The 26238-nt window shown below is 61.2% G+C and carries 28 protein-coding genes, 1 tRNA gene and 1 other annotated feature; of the genes, 9 read left to right on the top strand and 20 right to left on the bottom strand.

Features of this window, described 5'->3' with window-relative positions:
• Nucleotides 1-14: 14 nt before the first annotated feature.
• The 7 genes from OGM61_06480 to OGM61_06450 form a co-directional block, all read right to left on the bottom strand.
• Nucleotides 15-1016, bottom strand: coding sequence for a WYL domain-containing protein (locus OGM61_06480; protein ID UYI83512.1), 1002 nt, complete (start codon nucleotides 1014-1016; stop codon nucleotides 15-17).
• Nucleotides 1017-1305: 289 nt separating this feature from the next.
• Nucleotides 1306-2862: a phosphonate ABC transporter, permease protein PhnE gene (gene phnE / locus OGM61_06475; protein UYI83511.1), complete on the bottom strand. Its 1557-nt coding sequence runs from the start codon at nucleotides 2860-2862 to the stop codon at nucleotides 1306-1308.
• Nucleotides 2859-3617, bottom strand: a complete 759-nt coding sequence (locus OGM61_06470; protein ID UYI83510.1) for an ATP-binding cassette domain-containing protein — start codon at nucleotides 3615-3617, stop codon at nucleotides 2859-2861. Before OGM61_06470 ends, phnE begins: the two co-directional genes overlap by 4 nt.
• Before the next feature lie 4 nt (nucleotides 3618-3621).
• Nucleotides 3622-4662 (bottom strand): PhnD/SsuA/transferrin family substrate-binding protein, encoded by a 1041-nt coding sequence (locus tag OGM61_06465; GenBank protein ID UYI83509.1) that lies wholly within the window; start codon nucleotides 4660-4662, stop codon nucleotides 3622-3624.
• Between the two features lie 464 nt (nucleotides 4663-5126).
• Nucleotides 5127-5633 carry a hypothetical protein gene (locus OGM61_06460; protein ID UYI83508.1) on the bottom strand — a complete coding sequence of 169 codons (507 nt, stop codon included), beginning with the start codon at nucleotides 5631-5633 and terminating at the stop codon, nucleotides 5127-5129.
• Between the two features lie 26 nt (nucleotides 5634-5659).
• Nucleotides 5660-5944, bottom strand: a complete 285-nt coding sequence (locus OGM61_06455) for a hypothetical protein (GenBank protein UYI83507.1) — start codon at nucleotides 5942-5944, stop codon at nucleotides 5660-5662.
• A 241-nt stretch (nucleotides 5945-6185) separates the two neighbouring features.
• Complete coding sequence (locus OGM61_06450; protein UYI83506.1) at nucleotides 6186-6389, bottom strand: hypothetical protein; 204 nt, start codon at nucleotides 6387-6389, stop codon at nucleotides 6186-6188.
• Between the two features lie 152 nt (nucleotides 6390-6541).
• On the opposite strand from OGM61_06450, the gene spoIIID reads away from it, so the two are divergent.
• From spoIIID to spoVAE, 3 genes are all read left to right on the top strand, one after another.
• The gene (spoIIID, locus tag OGM61_06445; protein ID UYI83505.1) at nucleotides 6542-6790 is read left to right on the top strand and encodes a sporulation transcriptional regulator SpoIIID; all 249 of its coding nucleotides are present in this window, start codon (nucleotides 6542-6544) and stop codon (nucleotides 6788-6790) included.
• Nucleotides 6791-6873: 83 nt separating this feature from the next.
• Nucleotides 6874-7896, top strand: coding sequence for a stage V sporulation protein AD (gene spoVAD / locus OGM61_06440; GenBank protein UYI83504.1), 1023 nt, complete (start codon nucleotides 6874-6876; stop codon nucleotides 7894-7896).
• The gene (gene spoVAE, locus OGM61_06435) at nucleotides 7893-8255 is read left to right on the top strand and encodes a stage V sporulation protein AE (protein ID UYI83503.1); all 363 of its coding nucleotides are present in this window, start codon (nucleotides 7893-7895) and stop codon (nucleotides 8253-8255) included. Before spoVAD ends, spoVAE begins: the two co-directional genes overlap by 4 nt.
• An 83-nt stretch (nucleotides 8256-8338) precedes the next feature.
• Here the strand turns inward: spoVAE and OGM61_06430 are convergent, their stop codons facing one another.
• From OGM61_06430 to OGM61_06380, 11 genes are all read right to left on the bottom strand, one after another.
• A complete protein-coding gene (locus OGM61_06430; protein ID UYI83502.1) occupies nucleotides 8339-8878 on the bottom strand; it encodes a 2-oxoacid:acceptor oxidoreductase family protein in 540 nt (179 codons plus the stop codon).
• Nucleotide 8879: 1 nt separating this feature from the next.
• On the bottom strand, nucleotides 8880-9626 hold the full coding sequence (locus OGM61_06425) for a thiamine pyrophosphate-dependent enzyme (protein ID UYI83501.1): 747 nt from the start codon (nucleotides 9624-9626) through the stop codon (nucleotides 8880-8882).
• On the bottom strand, nucleotides 9627-10706 hold the full coding sequence (vorB, locus tag OGM61_06420; protein UYI83500.1) for a 3-methyl-2-oxobutanoate dehydrogenase subunit VorB: 1080 nt from the start codon (nucleotides 10704-10706) through the stop codon (nucleotides 9627-9629). It lies immediately after the preceding gene.
• 15 nt (nucleotides 10707-10721) lie between these two features.
• Nucleotides 10722-10931, bottom strand: coding sequence for a 4Fe-4S binding protein (locus OGM61_06415; protein ID UYI83499.1), 210 nt, complete (start codon nucleotides 10929-10931; stop codon nucleotides 10722-10724).
• 60 nt (nucleotides 10932-10991) lie between these two features.
• Entirely contained in the window at nucleotides 10992-11720 is a 729-nt protein-coding gene (locus tag OGM61_06410; protein UYI83498.1) for a hypothetical protein, read from the bottom strand.
• A 213-nt stretch (nucleotides 11721-11933) separates the two neighbouring features.
• Complete coding sequence (locus OGM61_06405; protein UYI83497.1) at nucleotides 11934-12737, bottom strand: formate/nitrite transporter family protein; 804 nt, start codon at nucleotides 12735-12737, stop codon at nucleotides 11934-11936.
• Nucleotides 12738-12853: 116 nt separating this feature from the next.
• Nucleotides 12854-13567, bottom strand: a complete 714-nt coding sequence (locus OGM61_06400; GenBank protein ID UYI83496.1) for a sigma-70 family RNA polymerase sigma factor — start codon at nucleotides 13565-13567, stop codon at nucleotides 12854-12856.
• Complete coding sequence (gene spoIIAB, locus OGM61_06395) at nucleotides 13564-13977, bottom strand: anti-sigma F factor (GenBank protein ID UYI83495.1); 414 nt, start codon at nucleotides 13975-13977, stop codon at nucleotides 13564-13566. The genes OGM61_06400 and spoIIAB overlap by 4 nt, the downstream gene beginning before the upstream one ends.
• 14 nt (nucleotides 13978-13991) lie before the next feature.
• The gene (locus OGM61_06390; GenBank protein UYI83494.1) at nucleotides 13992-14327 is read right to left on the bottom strand and encodes an anti-sigma factor antagonist; all 336 of its coding nucleotides are present in this window, start codon (nucleotides 14325-14327) and stop codon (nucleotides 13992-13994) included.
• Between the two features lie 105 nt (nucleotides 14328-14432).
• The gene (locus OGM61_06385) at nucleotides 14433-17057 is read right to left on the bottom strand and encodes a valine--tRNA ligase (protein ID UYI83493.1); all 2625 of its coding nucleotides are present in this window, start codon (nucleotides 17055-17057) and stop codon (nucleotides 14433-14435) included.
• A 55-nt stretch (nucleotides 17058-17112) separates the two neighbouring features.
• Nucleotides 17113-17320 (bottom strand) — a binding site (T-box leader).
• Nucleotides 17321-17353: 33 nt separating this feature from the next.
• Entirely contained in the window at nucleotides 17354-18160 is an 807-nt protein-coding gene (locus OGM61_06380) for an NAD(P)/FAD-dependent oxidoreductase (GenBank protein ID UYI83492.1), read from the bottom strand.
• Between the two features lie 139 nt (nucleotides 18161-18299).
• Here OGM61_06380 and OGM61_06375 point away from each other — a divergent pair, with 139 nt between their 5' ends.
• From OGM61_06375 to OGM61_06360, 4 genes are all read left to right on the top strand, one after another.
• Nucleotides 18300-19961, top strand: coding sequence for a glutamine--tRNA ligase/YqeY domain fusion protein (locus OGM61_06375; GenBank protein ID UYI83491.1), 1662 nt, complete (start codon nucleotides 18300-18302; stop codon nucleotides 19959-19961).
• A gap of 253 nt (nucleotides 19962-20214) precedes the next feature.
• A complete protein-coding gene (gene pyrR / locus OGM61_06370; GenBank protein UYI85568.1) occupies nucleotides 20215-20754 on the top strand; it encodes a bifunctional pyr operon transcriptional regulator/uracil phosphoribosyltransferase PyrR in 540 nt (179 codons plus the stop codon).
• A gap of 35 nt (nucleotides 20755-20789) precedes the next feature.
• Nucleotides 20790-22151 carry a uracil-xanthine permease family protein gene (locus OGM61_06365; protein UYI83490.1) on the top strand — a complete coding sequence of 454 codons (1362 nt, stop codon included), beginning with the start codon at nucleotides 20790-20792 and terminating at the stop codon, nucleotides 22149-22151.
• Between the two features lie 209 nt (nucleotides 22152-22360).
• Nucleotides 22361-23551, top strand: a complete 1191-nt coding sequence (locus OGM61_06360) for a pyridoxal phosphate-dependent aminotransferase (GenBank protein ID UYI83489.1) — start codon at nucleotides 22361-22363, stop codon at nucleotides 23549-23551.
• 49 nt (nucleotides 23552-23600) lie between these two features.
• On the opposite strand, the gene OGM61_06355 is transcribed toward OGM61_06360, so the two are convergent.
• Complete coding sequence (locus OGM61_06355; protein UYI83488.1) at nucleotides 23601-24491, bottom strand: DMT family transporter; 891 nt, start codon at nucleotides 24489-24491, stop codon at nucleotides 23601-23603.
• 249 nt (nucleotides 24492-24740) lie between these two features.
• On the opposite strand from OGM61_06355, the gene OGM61_06350 reads away from it, so the two are divergent.
• Nucleotides 24741-24824, top strand: a tRNA-Leu gene (locus tag OGM61_06350).
• Between the two features lie 15 nt (nucleotides 24825-24839).
• Here the strand turns inward: OGM61_06350 and OGM61_06345 are convergent.
• Nucleotides 24840-25649 (bottom strand): PLP-dependent aminotransferase family protein, encoded by an 810-nt coding sequence (locus OGM61_06345; protein ID UYI83487.1) that lies wholly within the window; start codon nucleotides 25647-25649, stop codon nucleotides 24840-24842.
• 37 nt (nucleotides 25650-25686) lie between these two features.
• On the opposite strand from OGM61_06345, the gene OGM61_06340 reads away from it, so the two are divergent.
• Nucleotides 25687-26196 (top strand): hypothetical protein, encoded by a 510-nt coding sequence (locus OGM61_06340; GenBank protein UYI83486.1) that lies wholly within the window; start codon nucleotides 25687-25689, stop codon nucleotides 26194-26196.
• Nucleotides 26197-26238: the final 42 nt, after the last annotated feature.

Below are 26238 nucleotides of genomic sequence, written 5' to 3'. Positions count from 1 at the left end.
TGAGATTTGTCAAGTCACGACTGCGCATCCGCCGCATACAGCTGCGCGGCGGCGGTGAGCATACGCTGCATCTCCTGCCGGGCCGACGGCGGCGAGAGGATCTCCACCTCAGTGCCGAAGCCGAACAGCCAGGCGTAAAACTTGGGGCTCGTGACCACATTCAGCGTGACCTTGAAATGCTCCGGCCCATCGGCGACCACGATCACGTCCTTGCCGAAGCGGTCGAGCACCGCACCGACCAGATGGTTGGCAAAGCGCAGCCGCACCGTCTGCTCTTCCCCGCTGAACATGCTGAACACTTTTTGAGAATACGCCGACAGGTCGAGCTGCGCCGCATCCGCCGCACCCTCGCGCGGCACCTCCAGCGCGGAGATATCCGTCATCTTGTCCACGCGGTAATGCTTGCGCAGAGCGGCCTTGGCATCCCACGCCAGCAAATAGTAATTTTCATTGTCCCACATCAGCGCCAGCGGGCTGACGACGTAAAACGCGCCCTCTTTCCGACACCGGCGCTGCTTGGAGATGGTGTATTCAAAGTAGTGAAAACGGATCTGCCGATCCCGGGAAATGGCGTCGGAGATCTCGTCGACATTATAATAAACGCTCTCGTTCATGCTCTTGACGCGGCCGTGAACATAGACCTGCCGCTGCAGGAGCTGCGCATCATAGATGCTGGCAAGACCTTCGATCTTTTTGATAAGGGCCAGCGTCTTTTTGTGCGTGATGAATTTCGACGACTGCACGCTGTCGACCAGCAGCTTGAGCTCCGGCGTTTCGAATGCGCGCGTGCCGACATAGTATCCGGTCGTCTTGGACTTGGCCTGCACGATGTCCAGGCCGAATGTGCGCAGCGCCTCCAGATCGCCGTAAATACTCTTGCGTTCGGCCGACACGCCGCGCTGGGCCAGCTGCGCGATCATCTCCGGCACGGTCATCGGGTGGCGCTCGTCCGTCTGCTGCAGCAGGATCTCCATCAGGTACAGTAACTTCAGTTTCTGATTCGGTGACTTTGGCATAGTGATTCTCCGTTTCCCGCAAGGATCAGCATAATATTACCACAATTCAGCGGTGTAAGCCAGTCAAAAGCCATCATGATGTACATTTTTTACAGCGTTTCCATTTGACCGGCTGCTCAGGCGTCGCCGGCGGCAGCCGCTGCCTTTCGCGCTGCAGAGCCGCCTGTCCGCCTGTTTTCTCCATCATAGCAGGAAGAGAGTCCCATAATCAGGACTCTCATCACAAAAACTGAAAATATTTGAAAAAATGCCGGGCGCAGTGCAAACCACCAGTTGGCCGCCGCGAACTTCATTTCCCGGGAGCGGCAGCCGCGGTGCGCCGGGTACGCAGGCGGGCCGAGCCCACGTCGATGAGCCAGACGAGCAGAACAAAGCCGAGGAAGATAGCGCTGACATCGTTCCATGCGTACTGATTCATGGCGAAAATGAGCGGCGCGCCGATGCCGCCGGCACCGACAAGGCCGAGCACGGACGCCTCGCGGATGTTGACATCGAACCGATAGAGCACAGCCGAGGAAAACGCCGGGCCGAGCTGCGGCAGCACCGCATAGCGGATGCGCGGCAGCAGAGAGACGCCCATGGCGCGCAGCGCGTCGTAAGCGCGAAAATCCAGCGACTCGATCGCCTCGGTGAAGCGCTTGCTGAGCAGGCCGATGCTGCACACCGCAAGCGTCAGCACACCGGTAAACGCGCCCGGGCCGGAGACACGGATGAAAATCAGCCCGTAGATCAGAAACGGCACGGAGCGGATCGCCACGATCAGCACCCGAAACAGCAGCGCGACCGGGCGCGGCAGCAGCTTCGGTGTGCTCAAAAACGCCAGCGGCAAAGCGAGCAGCGCGCCGAGGCCCGTACCGGCCAGCGCGATGCCGACCGTCTCGAGCAGCAGCCAGCCGAGGCCGTCCTTGCCGGTGCCGAAGAAAAAGCTCCAGTCCGGATGCAGCAGCCCCGTGCCCATCGCCGCGAGCACGCTTTTACTCGTGTGCGCCAGATCCGGCGCTTCGATGCCCGCCGTGCAGACGACGACGCACACGAGCACCGCCGCCCAGATCGCGCGCTTTGCCCCGCGCGGGATGCTGCGCTCGCCGCGGATGATGCGCCCGAGCACGTGGCTGAGCCACTCGATGCAACAGACAGTCACGAACAGGCACACAAGGATCGCACCGACGCGGCCATACTCCCGCCACGAGATCTTCTCGTTGAGCAGCAGGCCGATGCCGCCCGCGCCGACATAGCCGAGGATGGCGCTGTGGCGCACATTCGTCTCGAGCAGGTAGAGCGCGTTGGTCAGGTAACCCGAGGCGATCTCCGGCACGACGGCGCGCGCATAGGCCCGCGCCGGGGACGCACCCATGGCGCACAGGGCGCGATAGGGCGCGAGCGTCAGCGTTTCGATGTCCTCATAGGTCATGCGCGTCATGACGGCCAGTGTGAAGAGCGTGATGGCGACCGTGCCGGAGAACGTGCCGAGGCCGAACAGGAACGTCGCCAGCAGCGCAAGAATCAGCGCCGGGAACGAGCGCAGCACCTGCACCAGAAACCGCAGGATGCGGCGCACCGGCGCCGGGCACGGCAGGTTGGCCGCGCACAGCGGCGCGAGGATGAGCGCCAGCAGCACGCCCAGCGCCGTGCCGGTGACGGACATGCGCAGCGTGGCCAGCAGCGGCGCGACGATCGCGGACAGGTAGCTCCAGTCCGGCGGGAAGAGCTGCGAGACAATGTCGCGCAGGTGCGCCCGCCGCGCCCAGAACACCGCGGGATCGCACCCCGTGAGCCAGAACGCCAGCACAAACAGCGCGAGCACACCCAGTGCCCGCGCCCAGCGCCTGCCGCGCGCGCGCGTCATGGCGCGGCCTCGCTTTCCGCGCCGCCGTAGATGCGCGCGAGGTCGGCATCCGTCACGGCGGCAGGCACGCTGTCGAGCACAATCCGCCCGGCGTGCAGGCCAAGGAGCCGGGTGGAGACCGCCCGGCTCTGGTCGAGATTATGACTGTTCATGAGGATGGCGACGCCCTCCGTGCGCTGAATATCCTGCAGCAGCGCAAGGATCTGCCGGCCAGTGACCGGATCGAGCGAGGCGACCGGCTCGTCCGCCAGCAGCAGCGCGGGCCTGCGCATGAGCGCGCGCGCGATGGCGACGCGCTGCTTCTGCCCGCCGGAGAGATCGCAGACCGGCTCGTCGCACTTGTCCGCCAGACCGACGCGCGCGAGCAGCCGCTCGGCCTCCGCGATCTGTGCGCGCGAAAACAGGCCCAGCAGCGCCGCCGGCAGCGCCATGTCCGGCAGGCAGGCATTGAGCACGTTCTGCCGGCAGGAGACCGGCTCTACGAGGGCAAAGTCCTGATAGATCGTGCCGATGCGCTTTTGCACGGCGCGCTTGGCGCGGCCGCGCGCGCGGGAAAACGGCTGCCCGTCGATGCACACTTCCCCGCCGTCGCACGGCAGCGTGCCGTTGAGGATGCGAAACAGCGTCGTCTTCCCGGCGCCGGACGGGCCGATGACGGACACGAACTCCCCCGGCTCGACGCCGAAGGAGACGTCCGTCAGCACTTGCGGCCGGCTGCCGAAGCGCTTGCTGATGTGTGCAGCTTCCAGCAGCATGGGTTTACTTTCCGGCGGACTTGAGCATGGCCTGCGCGTCACGCTCGCCGTCATAGTCCGAATCCTTGCCCCAGGTATAGCCGACCTGGCTGAAGACGCTGATGATCTCCTTGCCCTCGTCGGTCTGGGCGATCTCGATGAACGCCTCGCCGAGCGCCTTGCGGAAATCCTCGTCGGCCATGAGGTCGGAGTTCTTGCTGTAGGCGATCATGTCATTGTAGATGCCCTCGGTCACACCGATGATGCCCGTCTGCTCGACCATGGGGGCCGTGCCGCCGAGCTTCTCCTGCCAGATGGGCGCGTTCTTGATGCGGATATGGCCATAGGAGACCATCACGTCAGCCTGACCGGTGGCCAGACGCGCGAGCGACGTGCTGTGCGAGTCGGACTGCACCACGTGATCCAGATCGGCAATGGTCTTGCCATAGTGCTCCTGCAGCCAGAGGCTCGGGTAGATGTAGCCGGACGCGGACGTCGGGGCGAGCACAGACCAGGTCGCGCTGTTGAGATCGTCCCACGTCAGCTCCTCGCCGGCGTTGACCTTCTTGAGCAGCTCCTGCCCCTTTGCGCTCGGGCCGGCCAGAATGATCGAGCGGTAGTAGGTCGTCATGTCCTGCGTGTTTTCCTCGATGGTGCCGTCGTTCCAGTCGGCGGGGTTGTCGGAGTCCTTGTTGATGCCGTAGCGCAGCGCCGTCAGCAGCACGTCGCAGTCATCGGAAAACAGGACATAGTTGCCGCCGGAGATGAAGCCGATGTCCGCGCTGCCTGCGCTGAGCGCCTCGCCCACGGCGGTGTAGCTCGTGCCGACGGTCATGTCGATGCTCTGCACGTCATAGCCCTTTTCCAGCAGCTTCGCCTTGAGCAGCGCCTCGAGCGGTTCGGTCGCCGTCGTGATCTGATCGGCGTCCGCATACGGGGAGAACGCGATCTTCAGACTCTCGATCGTCTTCGTGCCGCCGGCCGTTCCGGCGTCCTTCTGGCCGCAGCCGGCCATCAGGCCGAGCGCCAGGACCAGAGACAGCATCATTGCCACTACTTTTTTCATGTACATACCCTCCAGATTTTTTCTTTCCGCCGACCGCAGGCATAAAAAATTGGCATATGCAGCGCTGCATATACCATACCTGACAACCGGCAGACGCTGAGAATCCGCCCCTGCGGACGGATTTGGCCGGTCGATCCTCCCTGGGATCCTCTCAACCCGGAACACGGGCTCCCTCGCAATCTGGTTTCGTCATCATTTTTCTGTTGAGCGCGGCGCCAGGGCGCTCCCCCTTTCGCCGCATTCCGGAAACCAATCGACAGCTTACCACATGGTGCCGGAGAATGCAAGCGGTTTGTAAAATAGGAGTAAAATTTCTGCCGCCGCGACATTTTCACCGGCGAATACGCAGCGAAACGAAGAAAAACGTGGGCAGTGCTGATGCACCGCCCGCAAGCTATCTCGCCCACTGACACCTATGCAAAGCAAATGCTCGCACAGCCAGCGTCCCTTTCCCAATTGTCTCTTTATTCCGGGTTGACTTCCTGAGCGAATGGCTCCCCGCGGGAAGCCCGCTGAAAATATTCTCTCACTGTCCGGTCATTCTCACGGTTAATCAAGCGCCCCGGCACGATCAGCAGCGCAAAGAAAAGCGCGCACAGCGCAGCTTCGCAAAGGAGCGCAGGCGCAGTATACACACCTATACGGATGATACCGAACAAAATCCACGCCAAGAGCACTGCCAGCTTCAGCAGCACCTGCATCGGATAGCGAAAACCACCCTCAAGGATTGTGTGATCGCCCTGTGCACGGAGCGTACCGAAAAACACGCGCTTCGGGTACATATCATATCCGTGCATCATAACCGCCCAGAGGCGCTCACCCTCGATCTGCCCGTATAGACCGCGTCGGTCATTCGCCGGCCTTTTCACACTACGCAACAGTTTCCCCAATGGCCAGTCCGTCTGCATATCTGCACGTAGCCGCTCCTTGACCTCGTCCAGCGGCAGCGGTATCTCATAGCGCTGCTTCATTTCTGTCTCCTTCAGTCGTCCTTATCTCAAGCTCGTTCTCTCCACCAGCGGTCAGTCTTGTATGCCTCGGGGATCGTCTCGTCAAACAGCGGATCGGCATACCCCATGGCTATCAGCTCATCCACCCAGCGCTCACGAAGAGATGCCGGAAGCAGAGGCTTTGCACACCACGGGCAATAATGAATCACGATATGCGAATGCCCATCCCCGCACGGGATGCCGTATTCATGAAACTGCGGCAGATATGAGATCGCTTTGCCATCGCAGAGCTGTGCCGTGTGTTCCGTCACGATGCGGACATGTGCCTGCATATCTTCGCAGCAAAAATTCATACATTCCACTCCTATATCTCTCATCGGTTGAAAGATGGCGCGCACCCATCCTCGCTCATTTTTTGCGCTTCATGCTATAAAAGGCACCAAAGAACACAATTACGAACATGCCCAGTAATCCAAAACCATAGTCAATATATAATACAATATCGACCGCTTCGCGAGTACGGATTACGGCTGCCAAAAGAAAGTTCGCGATTCCCAGAAGATATGCGTAAATCTACATGCAAACGGCGACCGTCGAAAAATAACTGTGTTGGTTTTTATCGCGCAAGAGCAAAAACACTTTGATCACGCGAGTGTTTTTCAACTTCACACGATGATGGCCGGACAGCCGCTCCGAGATCAGCACCTGATCGTCAAAGTGGTACCCGCCAAACAGGAATCCGACCAGCAAAAGCAGCCCCATTTTCAGCAGCTCCACGTTCATTCCTCCCACTTCAGGCCATTCTATTTGAATTCTAACACACCCCTGCACAGTTGTCCACGCAAAGCAATGGCACGCACGGCGCGCCCGCCTCATATTCCCCGCAAAAATTCATATACTGAATTACGCAAATATGGGGAGTGGTGTAAGTGCACACGGACATGGAAGCGCGCGCATGCGATCTTGCGGAATATCTTCTCGCCAACAATACCACCGTCCGCGCCGCCGCCAAACAATTCGGTGTTTCAAAATCGACCGTCCACAAGGATCTGACGGAGCGGCTGGAGAAGATCAACCCCGCGCTCTATCAGCAGGTCCGGCAGCTGCTGGACCGCAACAAGGCGGAGCGGCACATCCGCGGCGGCATGGCGACGCGGCGAAAATACAAAGGTACATAAACCGGCGCGCGGCCACCCGGATGGGCGGCCGCGCCGCGCATATTTCCCGCAAAAACGGAAACGCTAGCGTCGAAGGTGATTGCTTGAAATCCAAACGAATCGGACCTCAGACCGTGCAGTTTGTCGCCCCGCCCGTGATCCTTGCCTCCGCCAGCGTCGTAGGCAAAAAGGAGGGCGAGGGCCCGCTGCGCGATTGCTTTGACAGCGTCAGTCAGGACACCTATTTCGGCACAAAGAGCTGGGAGCAGGCCGAGAGCGCCATGCTGCGGCAGTGCTTCGACCTTGTGTGCCAGAAGGCCGGGCTGCTCCCGGAGCAGCTCGACTATGTGCTCTCCGGTGACCTGCTCAACCAATGCGTAGGCTCGGCCTATGCCATGCGCGACATCGGCGTGCCCTATCTGGGCCTGTATGGCGCGTGCTCGACGATGGCGGAATCGCTCAGTCTGGCCGCCATGCTCATCGACGGCGGCTACGCCGAGCACGCCGCCGCGCTCACGAGCTCGCACTTCTGCTCTGCCGAGCGGCAGTACCGGTTCCCGCTGGAATACGGCGGCGTGCGCACACCGACTGCGCAGTGGACCGTCACCGGCTCCGGCGCGCTCATCCTCGGCGCGGCCGGCAGCGGGCCGCGTGTGACGATGGTGACGACCGGAAAGATCGCCGACGCGGGCATCACGGACGCGAACAATATGGGCGCCGCCATGGCGCCCGCCGCCTATGAGACGCTCAAGGCGCACTTTGCCGACACCGGCCGCACGCCGGACTACTACGACCTGATCGTAACCGGCGACCTCGGCAAGATCGGGCACACGGTCGTGACGCGGCTGTTTCAGAACGACGGCATCGAGCTCGAGGGGCTCTACACGGACTGCGGCCTGCTGATCTATGACCTGGAGGGGCAGGACGTACACGCCGGCGGCTCCGGCTGCGGATGCAGCGCAGCCGTGCTCGCGGGGCATCTGCTGAAGCTGCTGGCAGGCGGCCAGATCCGGCGGCTGTTGTTTGCGGCGACCGGCGCGCTCATGTCGCCCACCGCATCCATGCAGGGCGAAAGCATCCCCGGAATCTCCCACGCCGTGGCGATCGAAACGCAGGTGAACACATGATCCTTGGCTATGTAAAAGCATTTCTGGTCGGCGCCGTCCTATGCATGATCGGTCAGATCCTGATCGACAAGACGAAGCTGACCCCGGCACGTATCCTGACGCTGTATGTTGTGGCAGGCGTGGTGCTCGGCGCGGTCGGCGTCTATGGGCCGTTCGCCAAATGGGCCGGCGCGGGGGCGACCGTACCGCTGACCGGGTTCGGCAACCTGCTGGCAAAAGGCGTGCGCGATGCCGTGGCCGAAAAGGGCGTGCTCGGTGCGTTCACCGGCGGCTTTGAGGCCGGTGCGGCCGGGATCTGCGCAGCCATTTTCTTCGGTCTGCTCGTGGCCATGTGCTTCAAATCCAAAGACAAGCAATAATACAGGCAGGCGCATCTCGCGCGCACACGCGCAAAAAAAGAACCGATTCGGATGAATCGGTTCTTTTTTATGTTCAGTACGGTTTAGCCTCTCGCAGCGGCTTCGCCGGCCTCGAGCGCCTTCATGTTGCCCTCGAGGAACTTGGCCTTCTTCTCGCCAAGCTCGATGCGGATCGCTTCGCCAAGGATCTCGTTGGAGACGACCGGAGCCTTCTCCATCAGAGCGCCGAGGATCGCAACGTTTGCGCCCTTCGGGTTGCCGACGGACTCGGCAATGCCGTTGGCGTCGCAGTAGACGACCTGGATGTCATCACGCTCGGCCTTGCGGTCGATGATGGAGCTGTTGATGACGAGGACGCCGCCCGGCTTGACGTGGCTCTCGAACTTGTCCAGAGACGGACGGTTCATCGCCACAACACAGTCAGCCATGTCGACCAGCGGGGATGCGACCGGATCGTCGGAGACGATGACGGAGCAGTTCGCCGTGCCGCCGCGCATCTCAGGGCCGTAAGAGGGCAGCCAGGAGACGTGCTTGCCGTCGAGCATGCAGGCCATAGCCAGGAACTTACCGATCAGGAGCATGCCCTGACCGCCAAAGCCAGCAAAAATATATTCTTTCTTCATATTATTCAGCCCCCTTGTCCTTCTTAACGCCGAGCGGGTAGTACGGAATCATGTTCTCTTCCAGCCACTCCATCGCCTTGATCGGGCTCAGGCCCCAGTTCGTCGGGCAGGCGGACAGGACTTCGACCATCGTGAAGCCCTTGCCTTCCATCTGATAATGGAACGCCTTGGAAATGGCCTTCTTCGCCTTGACGATGTTCGGGGTGTTGTTGACAGCGACGCGCTCGATGTAGTAGGAGCACGGCACTTCCGCGAGCATCTCGGAGACCTTCAGAGGTGCGCCGCACCAGTCCTCATCACGGCCATAGGGGCTCGTGGTGGTCTTCTGGCCAACCAGCGTGGTCGGGGCCATCTGGCCGCCGGTCATGCCGTAGATCGCGTTGTTGACAAAGATCGTGGAGATCTTCTCGCCGCGGTGCGCAGCGTGAACGATCTCAGCGGTGCCGATGGAGGCCAGGTCGCCGTCGCCCTGATAGGTGAAGACGAGGGTGTCCTTGCCGACGACGCGCTTGGCGCCGGTGGCGACTGCGGGTGCACGGCCGTGCGCGGCTTCGTACATATCGCAGTTGAAGTAATCATAAGCAAAAACGGAGCAGCCGACCGGCGCGACGCCGATGACTTTGCCGTCCAGATTCATCTCATCAATGACCTCAGCGACCAGGCGGTGGATAATGCCATGGTTGCAGCCCGGGCAGTAGTGGAACTGCTTGTCCGTGAGGAGCTTGGTCTTTTCAAAAACAACAGACATTTACTTGCCCTCCTTCATGCTGATAATCTTCGCCTTGATCTCTTCGGTGGTCGGCATCTGGCTGCCGAGGTGGCCAAAGAAGTCGACCGGCTTTGCGCCGTTGATGGCGAGCTTGACGTCCTCGAGCATCTGGCCTTCGTTCAGCTCGACATCGAGCACAGCCTTCACGCCCGGCTGCTCCGCAGCCTTCTTGACGGCGTCGTACGGGAACGGCCAAACGGTGATCGGGCGGACCAGACCAACGTTGATGCCCTGCTCCTTGAGCTCAACGATCGCAGACTTGGCAATACGCGCAACCGTGCCGAAAGCGGTGATGACATACTCAGCACCCTCGAGGTTGTACTCTTCCCACTGCTGCTCGTTGGCAGTGATCTCACGATAGCAGGCCTGCAGCTCGTCGTTGTGGACGGACAGGGTCTCGGTATCGATGTAGATGGAGTTGATGACGCCGCGCTTTGCCGGATCGTCGCCCGGTTTCCAGCCGGTGCAGGCCCAGGGCTTCTTCTCGGGATCGATCTTGTAGTCGACCATCTCGGGCATCTCCACGGGCTCCATCATCTGAGCGATGATGCCGTCAGCCAGGAAGAGGACCGGTATGCGGTACTTCTCAGCCTTGTCGAAGGCGTACATCATGATGTCGATCGCTTCCTGCACGGATGCCGGAGCATAGGTCAGCAGGTGATAGTCACCGTTGCCGCCGCCCTTGACAGCCTGGAAGTAGTCGCCCTGGGAAGCCTGAATGTTGCCGAGGCCGGGGCCGCCGCGCATGACGTTCAGGATGACAGCCGGCAGCTGCGCGCCTGCGCAGTAGGAAATGCCTTCCTGCTTCAGGCTGACACCGGGGCTGGAGGAAGAGGTCAGCGCACGTGCACCAGCACCGGCTGCGCCGTAAATCATGTTGATAGCCGCAACTTCGCTCTCGGCCTGCAGGAAGCAGCCGCCGACTTCGGGCATACGTGCGGACATGTATTCAGGAATCTCCGTCTGCGGAGTGATCGGATAGCCGAAGAAGTAACGCGCGCCTGCACGGATCGCAGCCTCAGCGATAGCTTCGCTACCCTTCATAAGCGTCAATGCCATTTTCGATGTACCTCCTTAATCTCTCACAATGCTGATTACCACGTCCGGGCAAGTACGCGCGCAGGAAGCGCAGCCGATGCAGGCCTCCGGATTCGCGACGACGGACGGATGATAACCCTTTGCGTTGAGTTTGTCTTTCGCCAGCGCCAGAACGCCCTTCGGGCAAGCTCTGACACAGAGACCGCAACCCTTGCAAAGATTCTCGTTGATGGTCACCTTTACCATTTTTGCTACCTCTTTTCTGTTCTGTTTTGCGAAATTGCCTATGTAAACCGCAAGAGCGGGTTACGCCTGTTTCTTCTCCGACAGACTGTGGATATAGCTCTCCCAGTCGCGCTTCATGATGATGTCTATGGCGACGGGTTTGCCGATATACTTCGGGTCGTGACCCTCGGCAAGGAAAATGTCGAGCATCTCCTTCTTGCCGGTCGTGTACATGACCGGGACGCCTGTCCGGTCGCTGACCTCGCGCAGCATCTCATAACCGTCGCGCAGCTCCGCCGGCGTGGTCATGGTGGCAAGGTTGGTGTTGTTGATCATACCCGTGATCTTCAGGTGGGAATGGATCTCCATCTGCTGCTGCAGGTCGATGATCTTCTCCACCGTGCCGGCGAGCGGGCGGCGGATATTGACCACGTTCAGGACCTCCAGCTGCTCCGGGCCCATGGCCATGAAGTCCTGAAAGTCCTCATAATAGCGGCCGAGGGCCGTGGAACCGACGGCGTCACCGCCGACGTCGAACACGACGGTGTCCCAGTTCATGGCAAATGCAGAAGCGACCTCTGCCGGCAGGGACAGCGTCTCCACGCCGGAGCAGGCATAGTTCGGAGAGATGAGACGAATCTCTTTCTGCTCCACGAGCTTGCCGCGCTCCGTCAGGCGGAAGTAGGTATTGACCAGGTCCAGGTCAATGAGTTCTGTCTTTCCGGTTTCAGCCGCTTTAAAAGCAAAATTCAGCGCAAGCTCACTCTTGCCGCTGCCGTAGTTGCCGATCATGACATATATTTTTTTCAAAACGATGCTCCTCCCCTCGAGGGGTATTAAAAATGTGCAAATGGGTATTAAAAAATGAAATGCATCTATTCAAATATCCAAATCTCAACGGTTATCATAGTAGCACAATCGGGTGAATTCGTCAACAAATGTTGTTCTGTTTTGTGGAACGTACACAATTTTGCTCGCCGTTTCTGGACAAGATGCCAGTTATCTACAAATTAACAATGCCGTCTAAGAAATAACTGTGGTTTTTCCCTGCTTCAGGTAGAGATACCACCCGCTCACGCCCACCAGAAACACGCCGCCGACAAGGTTGCCGAGCGTGACCGGCAGGAGATTGCCCAGCAGCGCCCTGCCCCACGTCAGGCCCGCGGCCGCCGCGCTGGTCTGCGCCGCGGTCAGCAGCCCAGCAGTGAGATAATACATATCGGCCACGCTGTGCTCAAAGCCCGCGACGACGAACGTCATGATCGGGAAAAACACGGCCAGGATCTTGCCAGGGACGGACTTGGCCGCGCTGGCCATCCAGACGGCGATGCAGACAAGGAAATTGCACAGGATCCCGCGCACAAACGCATCGCCGAACGACAGGAACGCCTTCGCCTGCGCGATGGAGATCACAGACGCCGCCAGCCGGCCGTCAAACGCGGCGAACACATGCCCCAGCACGCAGAGCGCCGCGACGAGCGCCGCACCCACGAAATTGCCCAGATAGACAACGCCCCAGTTGCGCAGCATCCGCCGTGCAGAGATCACGCGCGACAAAACGCCCATGATCATGAGATTGTTGCCGGTGAACAGCTCGCTGCCGGCCACGATGACCATGGCGAGGCCGGCCGGAAAGACACAGCCGGAGATGAGCTTCGCCAGCGACGGATCGCCCACCGTGGCCGCGGCCGCCGTGGACGCGACGCCTGCCAGCGCGACGAACGCCCCCGCCAGACAGGCGAGCAGAAACATCCGCCCCAGCGGCAGCGCCGTCTTGGCCCGGCAGGTAGAAAGATAATTCTCCGCAACTTCTTTTGGCGTGTACACAGGCAGTCCCTCCAAATCGGCGCAAGATATTCGGTTAGAATCATCATAACATCATATATCTTGTGTCGTCAAGCCCGGGACATGAAAAAGCAGCCGGAGAACAGATCTCCGGCTGCCTAGGTGGCCAGCCACTCGCGCAGGCGCTCCACGGCGCGTCGCTCCAGGCGCGACACCTGCACCTGCGAGATATGCAGGATGCCGGCAGCGCGCTGCTGCGTCAGGCCGTGATAAAACCGCAGGGCGATGACCTGCCGCTCCCGCTCCGGGAGCTGGCACAGCGCCTCACGCAGGGCGGCGTATTCGACCATGCGCTCTTCCTGATCGTAGTCCCCAAGCGTGTGCTCGAGCGTAAAGCCGGTCTCCCCGTTCTCCTTCTGCAGGGACTCCGTAGGGCCGGTGGCCGTCTCGGCGGCGGCGATCTCTTCGGGCTCGAGCCCGGTCTCGGCCGCGAGCTCGGAGAGCGTCGGCTCGCGGCCGAGCGTCTGCTCCAGGCGCGTGCGCGCCGTGCGGATGCCCTGCGCGCGCTCCTTGATGCTGCGGCTGACCTTGACCGCGCCGTCATCGCGCAGAAAGCGCCGGATCTCGCCCGAGATCTTTGGGACGGCGTATGTAGAAAAGCACGTGCCGTACTGCTCGTCAAAGCCCTGCATGGCCTTCAGAAAGCCAACACAGCCGAGCTGGTACAGGTCGTCCGGCTCGACGCCGCGGCCGAAAAACCGCCGCGCCACGCTCCAGATCAGGCCGGTGTTTTCCGTGACCATCTGCTCTGCCGCTGCGGCGTCCCCAGCCTGGGCGCGCCGGAGCAGGTCGCGCGTCTCCTCGGCGATCATGCGCGGCGGCGGATGCGGCGGCACATCGTCACGGTCGTGCCGCGGCCGGGCACAGACTTGACCCGCAGCGTGTCCATGAAGCTCTCCATGATCGTAAAGCCCATGCCGCTGCGTTCTTCCCCGCCGGTGGTATACAGCGGCGTGCGCGCCTGCGCCACGTCGGCGATGCCGATGCCGTGATCCTTGACGGCGATCTCCAGCCGCTCGTCCGGCAGGATGCGCACGCGCACCTGCACCGTGCCGAGCTTGTCCGGATAGGCGTGCACGACCGCATTCGTTACGGCCTCGGACACGGCGGTCTTGATGTCCCCGATCTCGGCAAGCGTCGGGTCGAGCTGCGCGGCGAAGGCCGCCACCGCCGCGCGCGCAAAGCCCTCGTTCACGCTGCGCGCCGGAAACTCCAGCTTCATGTAATTTTTCTGCGTCAACACTGTTCACACTCCTTTGCCCGGTCCTCGAGCACCGGGACGATATTGGTCAGGCCGGCCACGTCCAGCACCCGGCGCACCTGCCGCGGCACGCCGCACAGCGCCAGTGCGCCCCCTGTCTGCCGCAGGAGGCGGTCGGTCTTGAGAATGACCGCGATCCCGGAGCTGTCCATAAAGCTCAGGCCGGACAGGTCGAGCACGCAGCGGCGCGGCAGGTACTCCTCCACGGCGTCCTCAATGCCGGGCATGACTTCCTGCGCCGCCGCGTGATCCAGCTCGCCGAGCAGGCGCAGCGTCAGGCACCGGCCGTCATCATGCGTTTTCATCCGCATCTGCTCATACCTCCTAAATCAAAAGAAAAAGCACCGTGTACGAACCTTCGTACACGGTGCTATTGTAGCCCAGAGACGTGGGCCGAATTTGTCGGACGGCGGCGCTCAGCCGAGGTTTTTTAGGCTGGCCTCGAGATTTTCCACGAGCGCCCTGGCCTTCTCGGCGCGCTCGCGCTCCGTCTGCACGACGGCCTCCGGCGCGCGGGAGACGAAGTTCTCGTTCGAGAGCTTGCGCATCTGGCCCTCGTAGTTCTTGCGGGCCTTTTCGAGCTCCTTTTCCAGACGGGCGCGCTCTTTGTCGAGGTCGATCAGCTCGGCCATCGGCATGAAGAGCTTGGCCTCTTCCGTGACGGCGGAGACCATCTTCTCCGCGTCAGCCGGCAGCTCGCTGCTGATGGTGATCTGCTCGGCGTAGGCGAGCTTCGTGATATAGATCTCACCGGAGCGGAAAGCGTCCTGCCGGTCGGTCGTAATGAACAGGTGCGCCTTTCTGCTCGGCGGCACGTTCATCTCGGCGCGGCGGCTGCGCACGGCGCGGATGGCGTTCATGACCATCTCAAAGTCGCGCTCCTCGGCCGGGAAAGCAAGGGACTCGGTATACTCCGGATAGCGGGCGATCATGAGCGCCTCGCCGTCGTGCGGCAGGGCCTGCCAGATCTCCTCGGTGATGAACGGCATGAACGGGTGCAGGAGCTTGAGAATGTCCGTCAGGACATACAGCAGCACCTGCTGCGCGCTGCGGGCGCGGGCCTCGTCGCCGCTGTTGAGGCGGGGCTTCGTGAGCTCGATATACCAGTCGCAGTACGTGTCCCAGATGAAGTCGTAGATCTTCGCCGCGGCGATGCCGATCTCGTACTTGTCGAGGTTCTCGCACACTTCCTTCGAGAGCGTGTTGAGCTTTGAGAGCACCCACTTGTCCTCGAGCTCCAGCGTCTCGGGCAGCTCGTTTTTGTCGATGGTGAGGTTCATCATCACGAAGCGGGAAGCATTCCAGAGCTTGTTGGCAAAGTTGCGCATGGCGCCGCACTTCTCGACATAGAAGCGCATGTCGTTGCCGGGGCTGTTGCCCGTGATGAGGTTGAAGCGCAGCGCGTCGGCGCCGTAGGTGTCGGCCATCTCGAGCGGGTCAATGCCGTTGCCGAGTGACTTGGACATCTTGCGGCCCTTATCGTCGCGCACCAGACCGTGGATGAATACCGTCGGGAACGGGATGTCCTTCATCTGCTCCAGGCCGGAGAAGATCATGCGCGCGACCCAGAAGAAGATGATATCGTAGCCCGTGACCATGACGCTCGTGGGATACCAGAACTTCAGATCCTCGGAATCCTTATCCGGCCAGCCGAGCGTGGAAAACGGCCAGAGTGCGGAGCTGAACCAGGTATCGAGCACGTCGGGGTCGCGGTGGATGTTCTTGCTGTGGCAGGCCTCGCACTCGCAGGCGTCGGTGCGCGAGACGGTGACATGGCCGCAGTCGTCGCAGTACCACGCCGGGATCTGGTGGCCCCACCAGAGCTGGCGGGAGATGCACCAGTCGTGCACATTCTCCATCCAGTTATAATAGGTCTTGCTGAAGCGCTCGGGCACGAACTTGATGCGCCCGTCGCGCACGGCCTCGATGGCGGGCTCGGCCAGCGGCTTCATCTTGACGAACCACTGCGGGCTCGTCATCGGCTCGACCGTCGTGCCGCAGCGGTAGCACGTGCCGACATTATGATTATAAGGCTCGGTCTTGATGAGGTAGCCCTGCTCCTCGAGATCGGCCAGAATGGCCTTGCGCGCCTCGTAGCGGTCGAGGCCGTTGTACTTGCCGCCGTTGATGACGCGGGCGTCCTCGTCGAAGATGAGGATCTGCTCGAGATTATGGCGCAAGCCGACCTCGTAGTCGTTCGGGTCGTGGCAGGGCGTCATCTTGACGCAGCCGGTGCCGAAATCGAGCTCGACGTAATCGTCGGCCACGATGGGCAGCTCACGGCCCACGAGCGGCAGGATCGCCGTCTTGCCGACGAGGTGCTGGTAGCGCTCGTCCGCCGGGTTGACCGCGATGCCGGTGTCGCCAAGCATGGTCTCCGGCCGGGTGGTGGCGATGGTGAGGTAATCATCACTGTCCTTGAGTGGGTAGCGGATATACCAGAACGCGCCGGGCATATCCTTATATTCGACCTCAGCGTCGGACAGGGCCGTGCGGCAGTGCGGACACCAGTTGATGATGCGGTTTCCTTTGTAGATCAGGCCCTTTTCATACAGCTCGCAGAACGTCTCGCGCACAGCCTTTGAGCAGCCATCGTCCATGGTGAAGCGGCTGCGGTCCCAGTCGCAGGACACGCCGAGCGACTTCTGCTGCTCGACGATGCGGTTGCCGTACTGCTTTTTCCACGCCCAGACGCGCTTGAGGAATTCCTCGCGGCCGAGATCGTAGCGGGTCAGGCCCTCTTCCTTGCGCAGCATCTCCTCGACCTTGATCTGCGTGGCAATGCCGGCGTGATCCGTGCCGGGCACCCACAGGGCGGCATAGCCCTGCATGCGCTTATAGCGCGTGAGGATGTCCTGCAGCGTCGCATCGAGCGCGTGGCCCATGTGCAGCTGGCCGGTGACGTTCGGGGGCGGCATGACGATGGAAAACGGCTTTTTGTCCGGATCGGCTTTGCCGGCAAAATAGCCGCCGCGCATCCACATGTCATAAATCTTGCTTTCGACCTGTTTGGGGTCGTAGACCTTCGGAAGCTCTTTCATGGCTCTCCTCCTTTAAGATTGCCGGGGCGCAAAAAAATCGCCCCGAAACGAACTGTTTCAGGGCGATCGAAACCGCGGTACCACCTGAATTCCACGCAGGCGCGTGACACTCTTGTCTCTGTAACGGGAGAACCCGGCCGCCCTACTCCGTTCAGGCCGGCTGCTCCGGGGCGACCTTCATCTCCGGCATCCGAAAGGCTCGCACCAACCGCCTTCTCTCTGACGTCCGCCGGGAGACTACTCCTCCCCTTCTTCGCAAATGGATGGGAAAATTATAGGCCCTGCCGCGCCGTTTGTCAAGCGTTTCTGAGCCAGCGCACGACCGAAAGTGCCGCGCGGTTGCCCTCGCCGACCGCCGCCGGGATCTGATAGGGCGCGCCGGTGCAGTCCCCGGCCGCGAAAACGCCGGGAATGCTCGCGGCATAGCTTTCATCCACGACGATGTGGCCCTTTTCCGTGGCGATGCCGGGCAGAAGCGTATCGGCCGCAAAGCCCGCGCGCAGGACGAAGATGACGTCCGCCGGCTGTGCCGCGCCGTCGATCACGAGCGTGTCCGCCCGCTCGGCGCCGCGGATCTCAAAGCGGTGCTTTTTTCCGTCGTAATACTGCACGTCGCAGCCGATCTCACGCAGGAAGTCCGCCTCCGCCGGGGCGTCCGCCGCCAGGCCGATGACCGCCGCGCGCTTGCCGCGGTAGAGCATGCCGTCGCAGGTAGCGCAGTAGCTCACGCCGCGGCCGAGAAACGCCGTTTCCCCGGGAAACGTGCCGCGCTGGGCAATGCCGGTCGCAAGCAGAAGCGCCCTGCCCTCCACAAATTCCTTGCCCGCCGAGACGCCGAACGTTTTGCCCATCGGCATGGCCGACAGCGCCCGCTCGCGCAGCATGTCCGCGCCAAGATCGCGCGCCTGCTGCGTCATGGTCTCGAGCAGCGCGGGGCCGGAGACATCCGGCACACCGGGGTAATTTGTGACATGGCCGGCTTTATACAGCGCGCTGTCGGCCGCGCCGCCGCAGATCACGCACACGGTCAAATTCCGGTTGCGCGCCGTCATGGCCGCCGACAGCCCAGCCGGGCCGCCGCCGATGATGAGCAGGTCATACATATGTCCGCACCTCCGTTGTCTTACAATCCTGTCTGAATTATATATTTCTTTTTCGATATTGTAAACAGAAAACGAATCGTGTATAATACCTTTACAATTTTCTGCCCATCGCAAATTTATGTGGAGTTGACAAGACACTATGGAAGATACCAAAAACTTTATCGAAGCCTTTGTCGAAGAGGATCTTGCGCCCGGCGGCCGCTTCGCCGGTCAGACCGTCCACACCCGTTTCCCGCCCGAGCCGAACGGCTACCTGCACATCGGCCACTGCAAGGCATTGTGCATCGATTTCGGAACGGCCGAAAAATTCGGCGGCATCTGCAACCTGCGCATGGACGACACGAACCCCTCCAAGGAGGACAACGAGTTTGTGGAAGCCATTCAGGAGGATATCCACTGGCTCGGCTTTGACTGGGGCGACCGGTTCTTCTTCGGCTCGGACTACTTCGAGAAGGATTACGAATACGCCGTGGAGCTGATTAAAAAAGGGCTTGCCTATGTGTGCGAGCTGACGCCGGAGCAGTTCCGCGAATACCGCGGCGATGTGAACACCCCCGCCGTCAGCCCCTGGCGCGACCGCCCGATCGAGGAAAACCTCGATCTGTTCGCGCGCATGCGCGCCGGCGAGTTCCCGGAGGGCAAGTATACCCTGCGTGCGAAGATCGACCTCGCCTCCGGCAACTTCAATATGCGCGACCCCGTGCTCTACCGCATCCGCTACATCGAGCACCACCGTCAGGGCACAAAGTGGTGCATTTTCCCGATGTACGACTTCGCGCACCCGATCCAGGACGCGCTCGAGGGCATCACGCACTCGCTGTGCTCGCTGGAATATGAGGATCACCGCCCGCTGTACGACTGGGTCGTAAACAATGTGTCCGTGCCGTGCAAGCCGCGCCAGATCGAGTTTTCGCGCCTCGGCATCAACTACACCGTCATGTCCAAGCGCAAGCTGCGCCGCCTCGTCGAGGAGGGCTATGTCTCCAGCTGGGACGATCCGCGCATGCCGACGCTGTGCGGCCTGCGCCGCCGCGGCTACACGCCCGCGTCCATCCGCAATTTCTGCGAGCGCATCGGCGTGTCCAAGGTCGCGTCCACGGTCGACTACAGCTTTCTGGAACACTGCCTGCGCGAGGATCTCAACCTCCATGCCCAGCGCGCCATGGCCGTGCTGCACCCGGTGAAGCTGCGCATCACGAACTATCCCGAGGGCCAGAGCGAGACGTTTGCCATCGAGAACAACCCCGAGGACGAAAACGCCGGCACGCGCGACGTGACGTTCTCCAACGAGCTGTGGATCGAAGCCGACGACTTCATGGAGGAGCCGCCGAAAAAGTATAACCGCCTCTACCCCGGCAACGAGGTGCGCATCAAGGGTGCGTACATCGTCCGCTGCACCGGCTGCGTCAAGGACGCGGACGGAAGCGTGACGGAGGTCCTGTGCGAATACGACCCCGAGACCCGCGGCGGCAACACGCCCGACGGCCGCAAGGTGCGCGGCACGATCCACTGGGTCGATGCACACAACTGCGCCGACGCCGAGGTGCGCCTGTATGATAACCTCTTCGCCGACGCCGACCCCGAGGGTGACGGCAAGGACTATCTGGCGTGCCTGAATCCGGACTCGCTGTCCGTGCTCACCGGCTGCAAGGTCGAGCGGATGCTCGCCGGCGCCGAGGCTCCGGCCGCGTTCCAGTTCCTGCGTCTCGGCTACTTTGCCGTGGACAACAAGGACTCGGCTCCGGAGCATCTGGTCTTTAACCGCGCCGTCGCGCTCAAGGACAGCTTTAAGAAAGCCTGACCGCAAAATCATGTATCCTGTCCCTCCCGCCGAAACCGGGAGGGACAAGTTTTTGTGACGAAAATGTGAATTTGCTGTTGACAAGCACGAGATACGGTGGTATGCTGTGCAAGCTGATATTTTTAAGTCGGTACGAGATACCGGCAAGGTGTCACGGTCAATGGAATCACTGCGGGCTCTCCCTGCGCGTTGCCGCCTTGTCTGTATCCGGACAGGGTGTTTTTTTATGCCCGGAGGAGGGATCGCTGTGGAGCTGAAATTCAAGGCAAAGATCATGGACGAAGCCGCCATCGACCGTACGCTCGTGCGCATCGCGCATGAGATCCTCGAGAAAAACGACGGCACGGACGACCTGTGCCTGATCGGCATCCGCACGCGCGGTGTGCCGCTGGCCCGCCGCCTTGCAAAAAACATTGAGAAGATCGACGGCGTGCAGCTGCCGGTCGGCGAGCTGGACATCACGCTCTACCGCGATGATCTGTCCACGGTCGCGGACGCGCCGGTACTCAACCGGACGGACATTCCCTTCCCCATTGCGGGCAAGACCGTCGTGCTGGTCGACGATGTGATCTACACCTGCCGCACCGCGCGCGCAGCGCTCGACGCCGTGATGCAACTCGGCCGTCCGGCGCGCATCCAGCTCTTTTCCCTGATCGACCGCGGCCATTCGGAGCTTCCGATCAAGGCCAATTACGTCGGCAAGAACATCCCAACCTCCAAGAGCGAGGTCGTGGCCGTCCGCCTGCAGGAAACGGACGGAGAGAACAGTGTCTGCATCCTCGAGAGAGGATAAAGAATAGATTAAATTTTCACGGGAGGAAAAAATCTATGAGTAAAAGCTCCATCGGTACCGAGCCGGTGTACGACGCACGTACACTCGGCAAGCCCAGAATGTTCATTCTGGGTCTCCAGCACATGTTCGCCATGTTCGGCGCGACCGTCCTCGTCCCGGCGCTGTCCGGCCTCGACGTCGCAACGACCCTACTGTTTGCCGGCATCGGCACGCTGCTGTTCCACCTGCTGACCAAGGGTAAGGTCCCGGCCTTCCTCGGCAGCTCGTTCGCCTTCATCGGCGGCTACAACGCCGTGCGCACCATCGGCACGAACGCCGACGGCTCCGCCATTTACAACAACGACCTGCTGGCATACGCCTGCTTCGGCGTCGCCATCGCGGGCCTGATGTACATCATCCTGTCGACACTGTTCAAGATCTTCGGCGTCAAGAAAGTCATGCGCTACTTCCCGCCGATCGTCACCGGCCCGATCATCATCGCCATCGGCCTGACGCTGTCCTCTTCCGCCATCACCAACTGCCGTGCCAACTGGCTCGTCGCCGTCGTCGCGATCCTGATCGTCATCGGCTTCAACATGTGGGGCAAGGGCATGGCCAAGATCATCCCGATCCTGCTCGGCGTGCTCGGCTCTTACATCTTCGCACTCATCGTTGATCCCGCGGAGCGCGCCTCCGTCGCCGCTGCCGTCAGCAGTGCCAAGTGGTTCGGCCTGCCGATCTTCTGGAAAAACAGCGTGTTCCACCTCTTCGCCGGCCCGGTCGACAGCGGCGTCCTCTGGTCCGCCGTGCTGACGGTCGTGCCCCTGTCCCTTGCCACCATGGTCGAGCACATCGGCGATATCTGCGCCATCTCCTCCACCTGCGGCAAGAACTTCATGGTCGACCCCGGCTTCCACCGCACCCTGCTGGGCGACGGCCTGGCCACCACCCTCGCTTCCCTCTTCGGCGCTCCGGCCAACACCACCTACGGTGAGAACACCGGCGTGCTCGCCCTGTCCCGCGTCTACGATCCCCGCGTGATCCGCATCGCGGCCTGCATTGCGATCGTCGTGTCCTTCTGCCCGAAATTCGCGGCCCTCGTGTCCGCCATGCCGACGGCCACCATCGGCGGCGTGTCCCTCGTGCTCTACGGCATGATCTCCGCTGTCGGCGTGCGCAACGTCGTCGAGAACAAGGTCGACTTCACCAACACCCGCAACGTCATCATCGCCGCGCTCATCCTCGTGCTCGCCATCGGCATCACCTACTCCGGCAGCATCCAGATCGGCGTCGTGTCCCTGTCGGGTCTGGCTGTCTCCTCCATCGTGGGCATCCTGCTCAACGCCATCCTGCCCGGCAAGGACTACACCTTCGAGCAGGACGATCAGGGTGCGACCTCTGTGGACTTCAAGGTCTGAGCCCGCATCGAAACCAGATACGCACCGGCCGCCGCAGCGCAAAGCTGCGGCGGCCTCTTGTTTTTCCCTTCCCCATGCGGCGTGATTGTTAAATTTGTGACCGGTTTTTTCCAAAAAATCAGTTGTAGTTTCGGAAAAAATGCGTTATCATGAATGTGTTTGAGAGCAAAAAAGAAACCAAAAATACAAAGAAAAAACGGAGGAGCAACATGAAATTTTCCAGTAAGATCGAAAAATGCGGCCTCTCGCCTATGCGCAAGTTCGCGCCCTATGCAAACGAGGCTGCCAAAAAGGGCAAGAAACTCTACCACCTGAACATCGGCCAGCCCGATATTGCCACCCCCGCGGCCTACTTTGAGGCTGTGAAAAACTTCAGCCAGCCGGTCCTGGCCTACGCCCCGTCCGACGGCGTGCCCGAGATGATCGACGCGGTCGTCAACTACTACGGCAAGATCGATGCGCCCATCACTAACAAGCAGGTGCTCATCACCACCGGCGGCAGTGAGGCGCTGCAGATCGCGCTCAGCTGCATTCTCGACGAAGGCGACGAGATCATCATCCCCGAGCCGTTCTACCCGAACTACAGCACGTTCGTCACGCTGACCGGCGCGACCATCCGCCCAATCACCACAACGCCGGAGGAGAACTACAAGTTCGCCATCCGCGAGCGCGTCGAGTCCTGCATCAACGAGCACACCCGCGCCATCCTCTTCACAAACCCCGGCAACCCGACCGGCACGATCCTCACCGAGGAAGAGCTCCGTCTCATGGCCGACATCGCCAAGGAGCATAACCTGTTCATCATCGGCGACGAGGTGTACCGCGAGTTTGTTTACGGCGGCGAGAAGCTCATGAGCCTGCTGCAGCTCGAGGGATATGAGGACAACGTCGTCGTCATCGACTCCGTGTCCAAGCGCTTCAGCGCCTGCGGCGCGCGCATCGGCTGTGTGATCACGCGCAACGCAGAGCTCTACAACAACGCCATGAAGTGGTGCCAGGGCCGCCTGTGCGCCTCGACGATCGACCAGGTCGCGTCCGCCGCACTCTACACCGTCGGCCCCGAGTACTTCGACGCCGTGCGCAAGGAATACAAGGCCCGCCGTGACACGCTCGTCGATGGGCTCAAGAAGATCCCCGGCGTCATTTACTCCGAGCCGAAGGGCGCGTTCTACGTCATGGCCAAGCTTCCCGTGGACGACGCGGAGAAGTTCCAACTGTTCATGCTCGAGGAGTTTGACGACAACGGCGACACGCTCATGTTCACCCCGGCCGAGAGCTTCTACAAGACCCCACACACCGGCGTCAATGAGATCCGCATGGCCTACGTCATCAATCAGGACGCCCTCAAGCGCTCCATGGAGCTGCTTGCCAAGGGCATCGAAGCCTACAACAACAAATAAGCTGCATACGCAAAAACCGTCCGCTCCCGATCGGGAACGGACGGTTTCTTTATGGGATTTCGTTTGCTTTCTGCCGGCGTTTGAGATTGAGCAGCACGACGGCCGAGAGCACGCACACGCAGCCGAGGGCGCTGAGCGGTGTGAGTTTTTCGTGGAACACGAAGATGCCGACCAGCGTCGCCACGACCGGCTCAAACGACGCCAGGATGGACGCCTTACCCGTCTCGAGCCCTGTGAGACCATAGGTATAGAGCAGATACGGCAGATAGCACGTGACGATGCCGAGCGCCGTGCACAGGCCGAAGCCCTTCCACGAACCGATCATGACGCCGAGCGGCTGCGCCGCGCCCCAGATGATGGCCGCGCCGATGGTGGTCAGCAGGCAGGAATAAAAGTTGATGGTGTTGCTCGAATAGCCGCGGTCGAGCGCGTAGCGGGCGAAGATGCTGTAGAGCGCATAGCCGAAGCCCGCGCCGAGGCCGTAGAGAATGCCGACCGTGGAGAGCTTGTGCTCCCCGCCGACGAGCGACACCAGACAGCAGCCGGCAAACGCCAGCACGAGCGCGATGAGCTTCTGCACCGTGATACGCTCGTGAAACAGGATCAGCGAGAGGATCATGACGATCGACGGCGCGGTGTACAGCAGCACGGCCGCCGTGGACAGATCCATGATCGTGATGGCCTGAAAATAGCAATACGTGAAAAACAGCAGGCTGCAGATGCCGGCGCCGATAAAACACCAGATGTCTTTGAGCCGAATGCGAAACTGCTTTGGGTCGCGCACGAACAGCGTGACGGCGAACAGCAGCGCCGCAATGCCGCAGCGCAGCACGATCGCGCCCGTGGAATCCACGCCATAGGTCGCCAGTGTGCGCGTGAACAGACCCATCAAGCCCCAGAGACACCCAGCCGTGATGACGGACGCCGTATATTTCTGCATTCTGCACCCCTCCAGATCAAGCTTTCGACAGAGCATGATATCAGGTTTCCGGACGGTTGTCAATTTGTGTGGACAAGAAAGTTTTGCGCGGCATTTGCGTTTGCCCACTTGTCAAGCCGACACGGCTGTGGTAAGATAATTGTGCCGTTTGTAACGGTGCGCGGATACAGCGTTTTGCTCCGCCTCGGGAACCTCCCCGTGTCAAAATAGAGGCTTATGAGCGGCGGCCAATACCGCCGCTTTCTGTTTGCGCCTGTGATGGAATTGGTAGACATGCGAGATTTAGGTTCTCGTGCTTTCAGCGTGTGGGTTCGAGTCCCTTCAGGCGCACCAAAGCCCCCACGGCGGCTATTGTTGTATGGCCGCCGTGGGGGCTTCTTTTTTGCCATGCATCCACCGGCCGATCGGGCGCGATCGCCGCGCTTTCAGCTGCGCTGCGCCGAGCGCAAGCTCGTCGCGCGTCAGGCCGGAATAGCGCAGAATGAGCTTGTTTTTGTGCTGGCCCTTCACAGCGGCCTGCTGCTCGACCGGCACGGTGTAAGCGCCCTGCTGCAGCATCCGCCGGACGAGCACATCCATGCAGTCGACCCCGTCAAAGGCCGCGACCAGATTCATGCCCGCAGCACCGCCGCTGATGTGTACCACAGGCCCGAACTGCGCACGCAGGCAGTCCGTCAGATCATCACGGCGGGCTCTGTATTCCTTTTTCATGCGGCGGGTGTGCCGCTCGAGCTCCCCATCGCGCAAAAACGCCGCCAGTGCAAGCTGATCGAGCGAATTGGTGTGGTGGTCAGACAGGCGCTTTTGCGTGCACAACGAGGCGACCAGCTGCCGCGGCGCCACGATGTAGCCCAGCCGCACGGACGGAAAGAGCACCTTGCTGAACGTCCCGACGGAGAGCACACGCTCCGGTGCAAGCTCGAAGAGCGAGGACGTCGGTGGAGCTTCATAGTTGAACTCGCTCTCAAAATTGTCCTCCAGGAGATACGCCCCGGTGCGTTTGGCGAACGCGACCAGCTCCATGCGGCGCGTCATGGGCATGATCGCGCCGGTAGGAAACTGCCGCGCAGGCGAACAGATGATGAGCGTGGGTTTGCGCCCGACCGGAAACCGCGCGGGATCTCCAATGTGCAGAAAATATGCGAAACCTTTTGCCATGAGCACCGTCTTTTCCAGTAAAGGAAGGTGGTTATTTATGAAAAAAGCAAGACTGCTCCCAGCACTGATCCTGGCCCTGCTGTTCCTCCTCCCCGCCGGCTGCGGCAAACAGGCCACGACCGTATCTCCGTCAACACCGACGCCCGCTGAAACCGTGACCGCATCCGGAACTGCCGGAACGCTGCGCGTGCAGGTGCCGGACGGCTGGAAGTATGAAGTCTGCCCCGAAGGGACGCTCGACGACTCGGAAGCCTGCTTCGGCGTGAAGATCTGGCCGGACAGCGGCTCGGACAGCTGCGTGCAGCTCTATTGGTCGGACAGCTTCGGCGTGTGCGGCACAGGGCTGAAGGAAGAGACCCTGACGCTCGCCGGAGACAGCGTCTCCGCCGGGTATTATGACGGCAACAAAAACTGGACGTTTCTCAGCTTTCAGGGCAAAAACAGCGGCATCGTCGCCTGGGCCGATCCGAACGCCGGCTGGTTCGCGGGCAAGGGCGACCAGCTGCTGGCCGTGCTCGATACGGTCGAATGGGAACCGGCAGCATAAATAAGGTCATAAAAAAATACGCCCCGCAGCAGAAGCTCTGCT

This window comes from Clostridiales bacterium (assembly GCA_025757645.1).
GTDB lineage: Bacteria > Bacillota > Clostridia > Oscillospirales > Oscillospiraceae > CAG-103.
This window is presented reverse-complemented; position numbering and strand designations above follow the sequence as displayed.

Coding starts and splice junctions, on each gene's coding strand:
- OGM61_06340 (UYI83486.1), top strand. CDS start 25,687: ATGAAAAAAGCAAGACTGCTCCCAGCACTGATCCTGGCCCTGCTGTTC.
- spoVAE (UYI83503.1), top strand. CDS start 7,893: ATGATCCTTGGCTATGTAAAAGCATTTCTGGTCGGCGCCGTCCTATGC.
- OGM61_06355 (UYI83488.1), bottom strand. CDS start 24,491: ATGCAGAAATATACGGCGTCCGTCATCACGGCTGGGTGTCTCTGGGGC.
- OGM61_06480 (UYI83512.1), bottom strand. CDS start 1,016: ATGCCAAAGTCACCGAATCAGAAACTGAAGTTACTGTACCTGATGGAG.
- OGM61_06455 (UYI83507.1), bottom strand. CDS start 5,944: ATGCAGGCACATGTCCGCATCGTGACGGAACACACGGCACAGCTCTGC.
- OGM61_06380 (UYI83492.1), bottom strand. CDS start 18,160: ATGTATGACCTGCTCATCATCGGCGGCGGCCCGGCTGGGCTGTCGGCG.
- OGM61_06425 (UYI83501.1), bottom strand. CDS start 9,626: ATGTCTGTTGTTTTTGAAAAGACCAAGCTCCTCACGGACAAGCAGTTC.
- OGM61_06345 (UYI83487.1), bottom strand. CDS start 25,649: ATGGCAAAAGGTTTCGCATATTTTCTGCACATTGGAGATCCCGCGCGG.
- spoIIAB (UYI83495.1), bottom strand. CDS start 13,977: ATGAAGCTGGAGTTTCCGGCGCGCAGCGTGAACGAGGGCTTTGCGCGC.
- OGM61_06385 (UYI83493.1), bottom strand. CDS start 17,057: ATGAAAGAGCTTCCGAAGGTCTACGACCCCAAACAGGTCGAAAGCAAG.
- phnE (UYI83511.1), bottom strand. CDS start 2,862: ATGACGCGCGCGCGCGGCAGGCGCTGGGCGCGGGCACTGGGTGTGCTC.
- OGM61_06375 (UYI83491.1), top strand. CDS start 18,300: ATGGAAGATACCAAAAACTTTATCGAAGCCTTTGTCGAAGAGGATCTT.
- OGM61_06470 (UYI83510.1), bottom strand. CDS start 3,617: ATGCTGCTGGAAGCTGCACACATCAGCAAGCGCTTCGGCAGCCGGCCG.
- OGM61_06390 (UYI83494.1), bottom strand. CDS start 14,327: ATGCGGATGAAAACGCATGATGACGGCCGGTGCCTGACGCTGCGCCTG.
- OGM61_06465 (UYI83509.1), bottom strand. CDS start 4,662: ATGAAAAAAGTAGTGGCAATGATGCTGTCTCTGGTCCTGGCGCTCGGC.
- vorB (UYI83500.1), bottom strand. CDS start 10,706: ATGGCATTGACGCTTATGAAGGGTAGCGAAGCTATCGCTGAGGCTGCG.
- OGM61_06360 (UYI83489.1), top strand. CDS start 22,361: ATGAAATTTTCCAGTAAGATCGAAAAATGCGGCCTCTCGCCTATGCGC.
- OGM61_06400 (UYI83496.1), bottom strand. CDS start 13,567: ATGATCGCCGAGGAGACGCGCGACCTGCTCCGGCGCGCCCAGGCTGGG.
- OGM61_06430 (UYI83502.1), bottom strand. CDS start 8,878: ATGAAGAAAGAATATATTTTTGCTGGCTTTGGCGGTCAGGGCATGCTC.
- OGM61_06415 (UYI83499.1), bottom strand. CDS start 10,931: ATGGTAAAGGTGACCATCAACGAGAATCTTTGCAAGGGTTGCGGTCTC.
- OGM61_06365 (UYI83490.1), top strand. CDS start 20,790: ATGAGTAAAAGCTCCATCGGTACCGAGCCGGTGTACGACGCACGTACA.
- OGM61_06460 (UYI83508.1), bottom strand. CDS start 5,633: ATGAAGCAGCGCTATGAGATACCGCTGCCGCTGGACGAGGTCAAGGAG.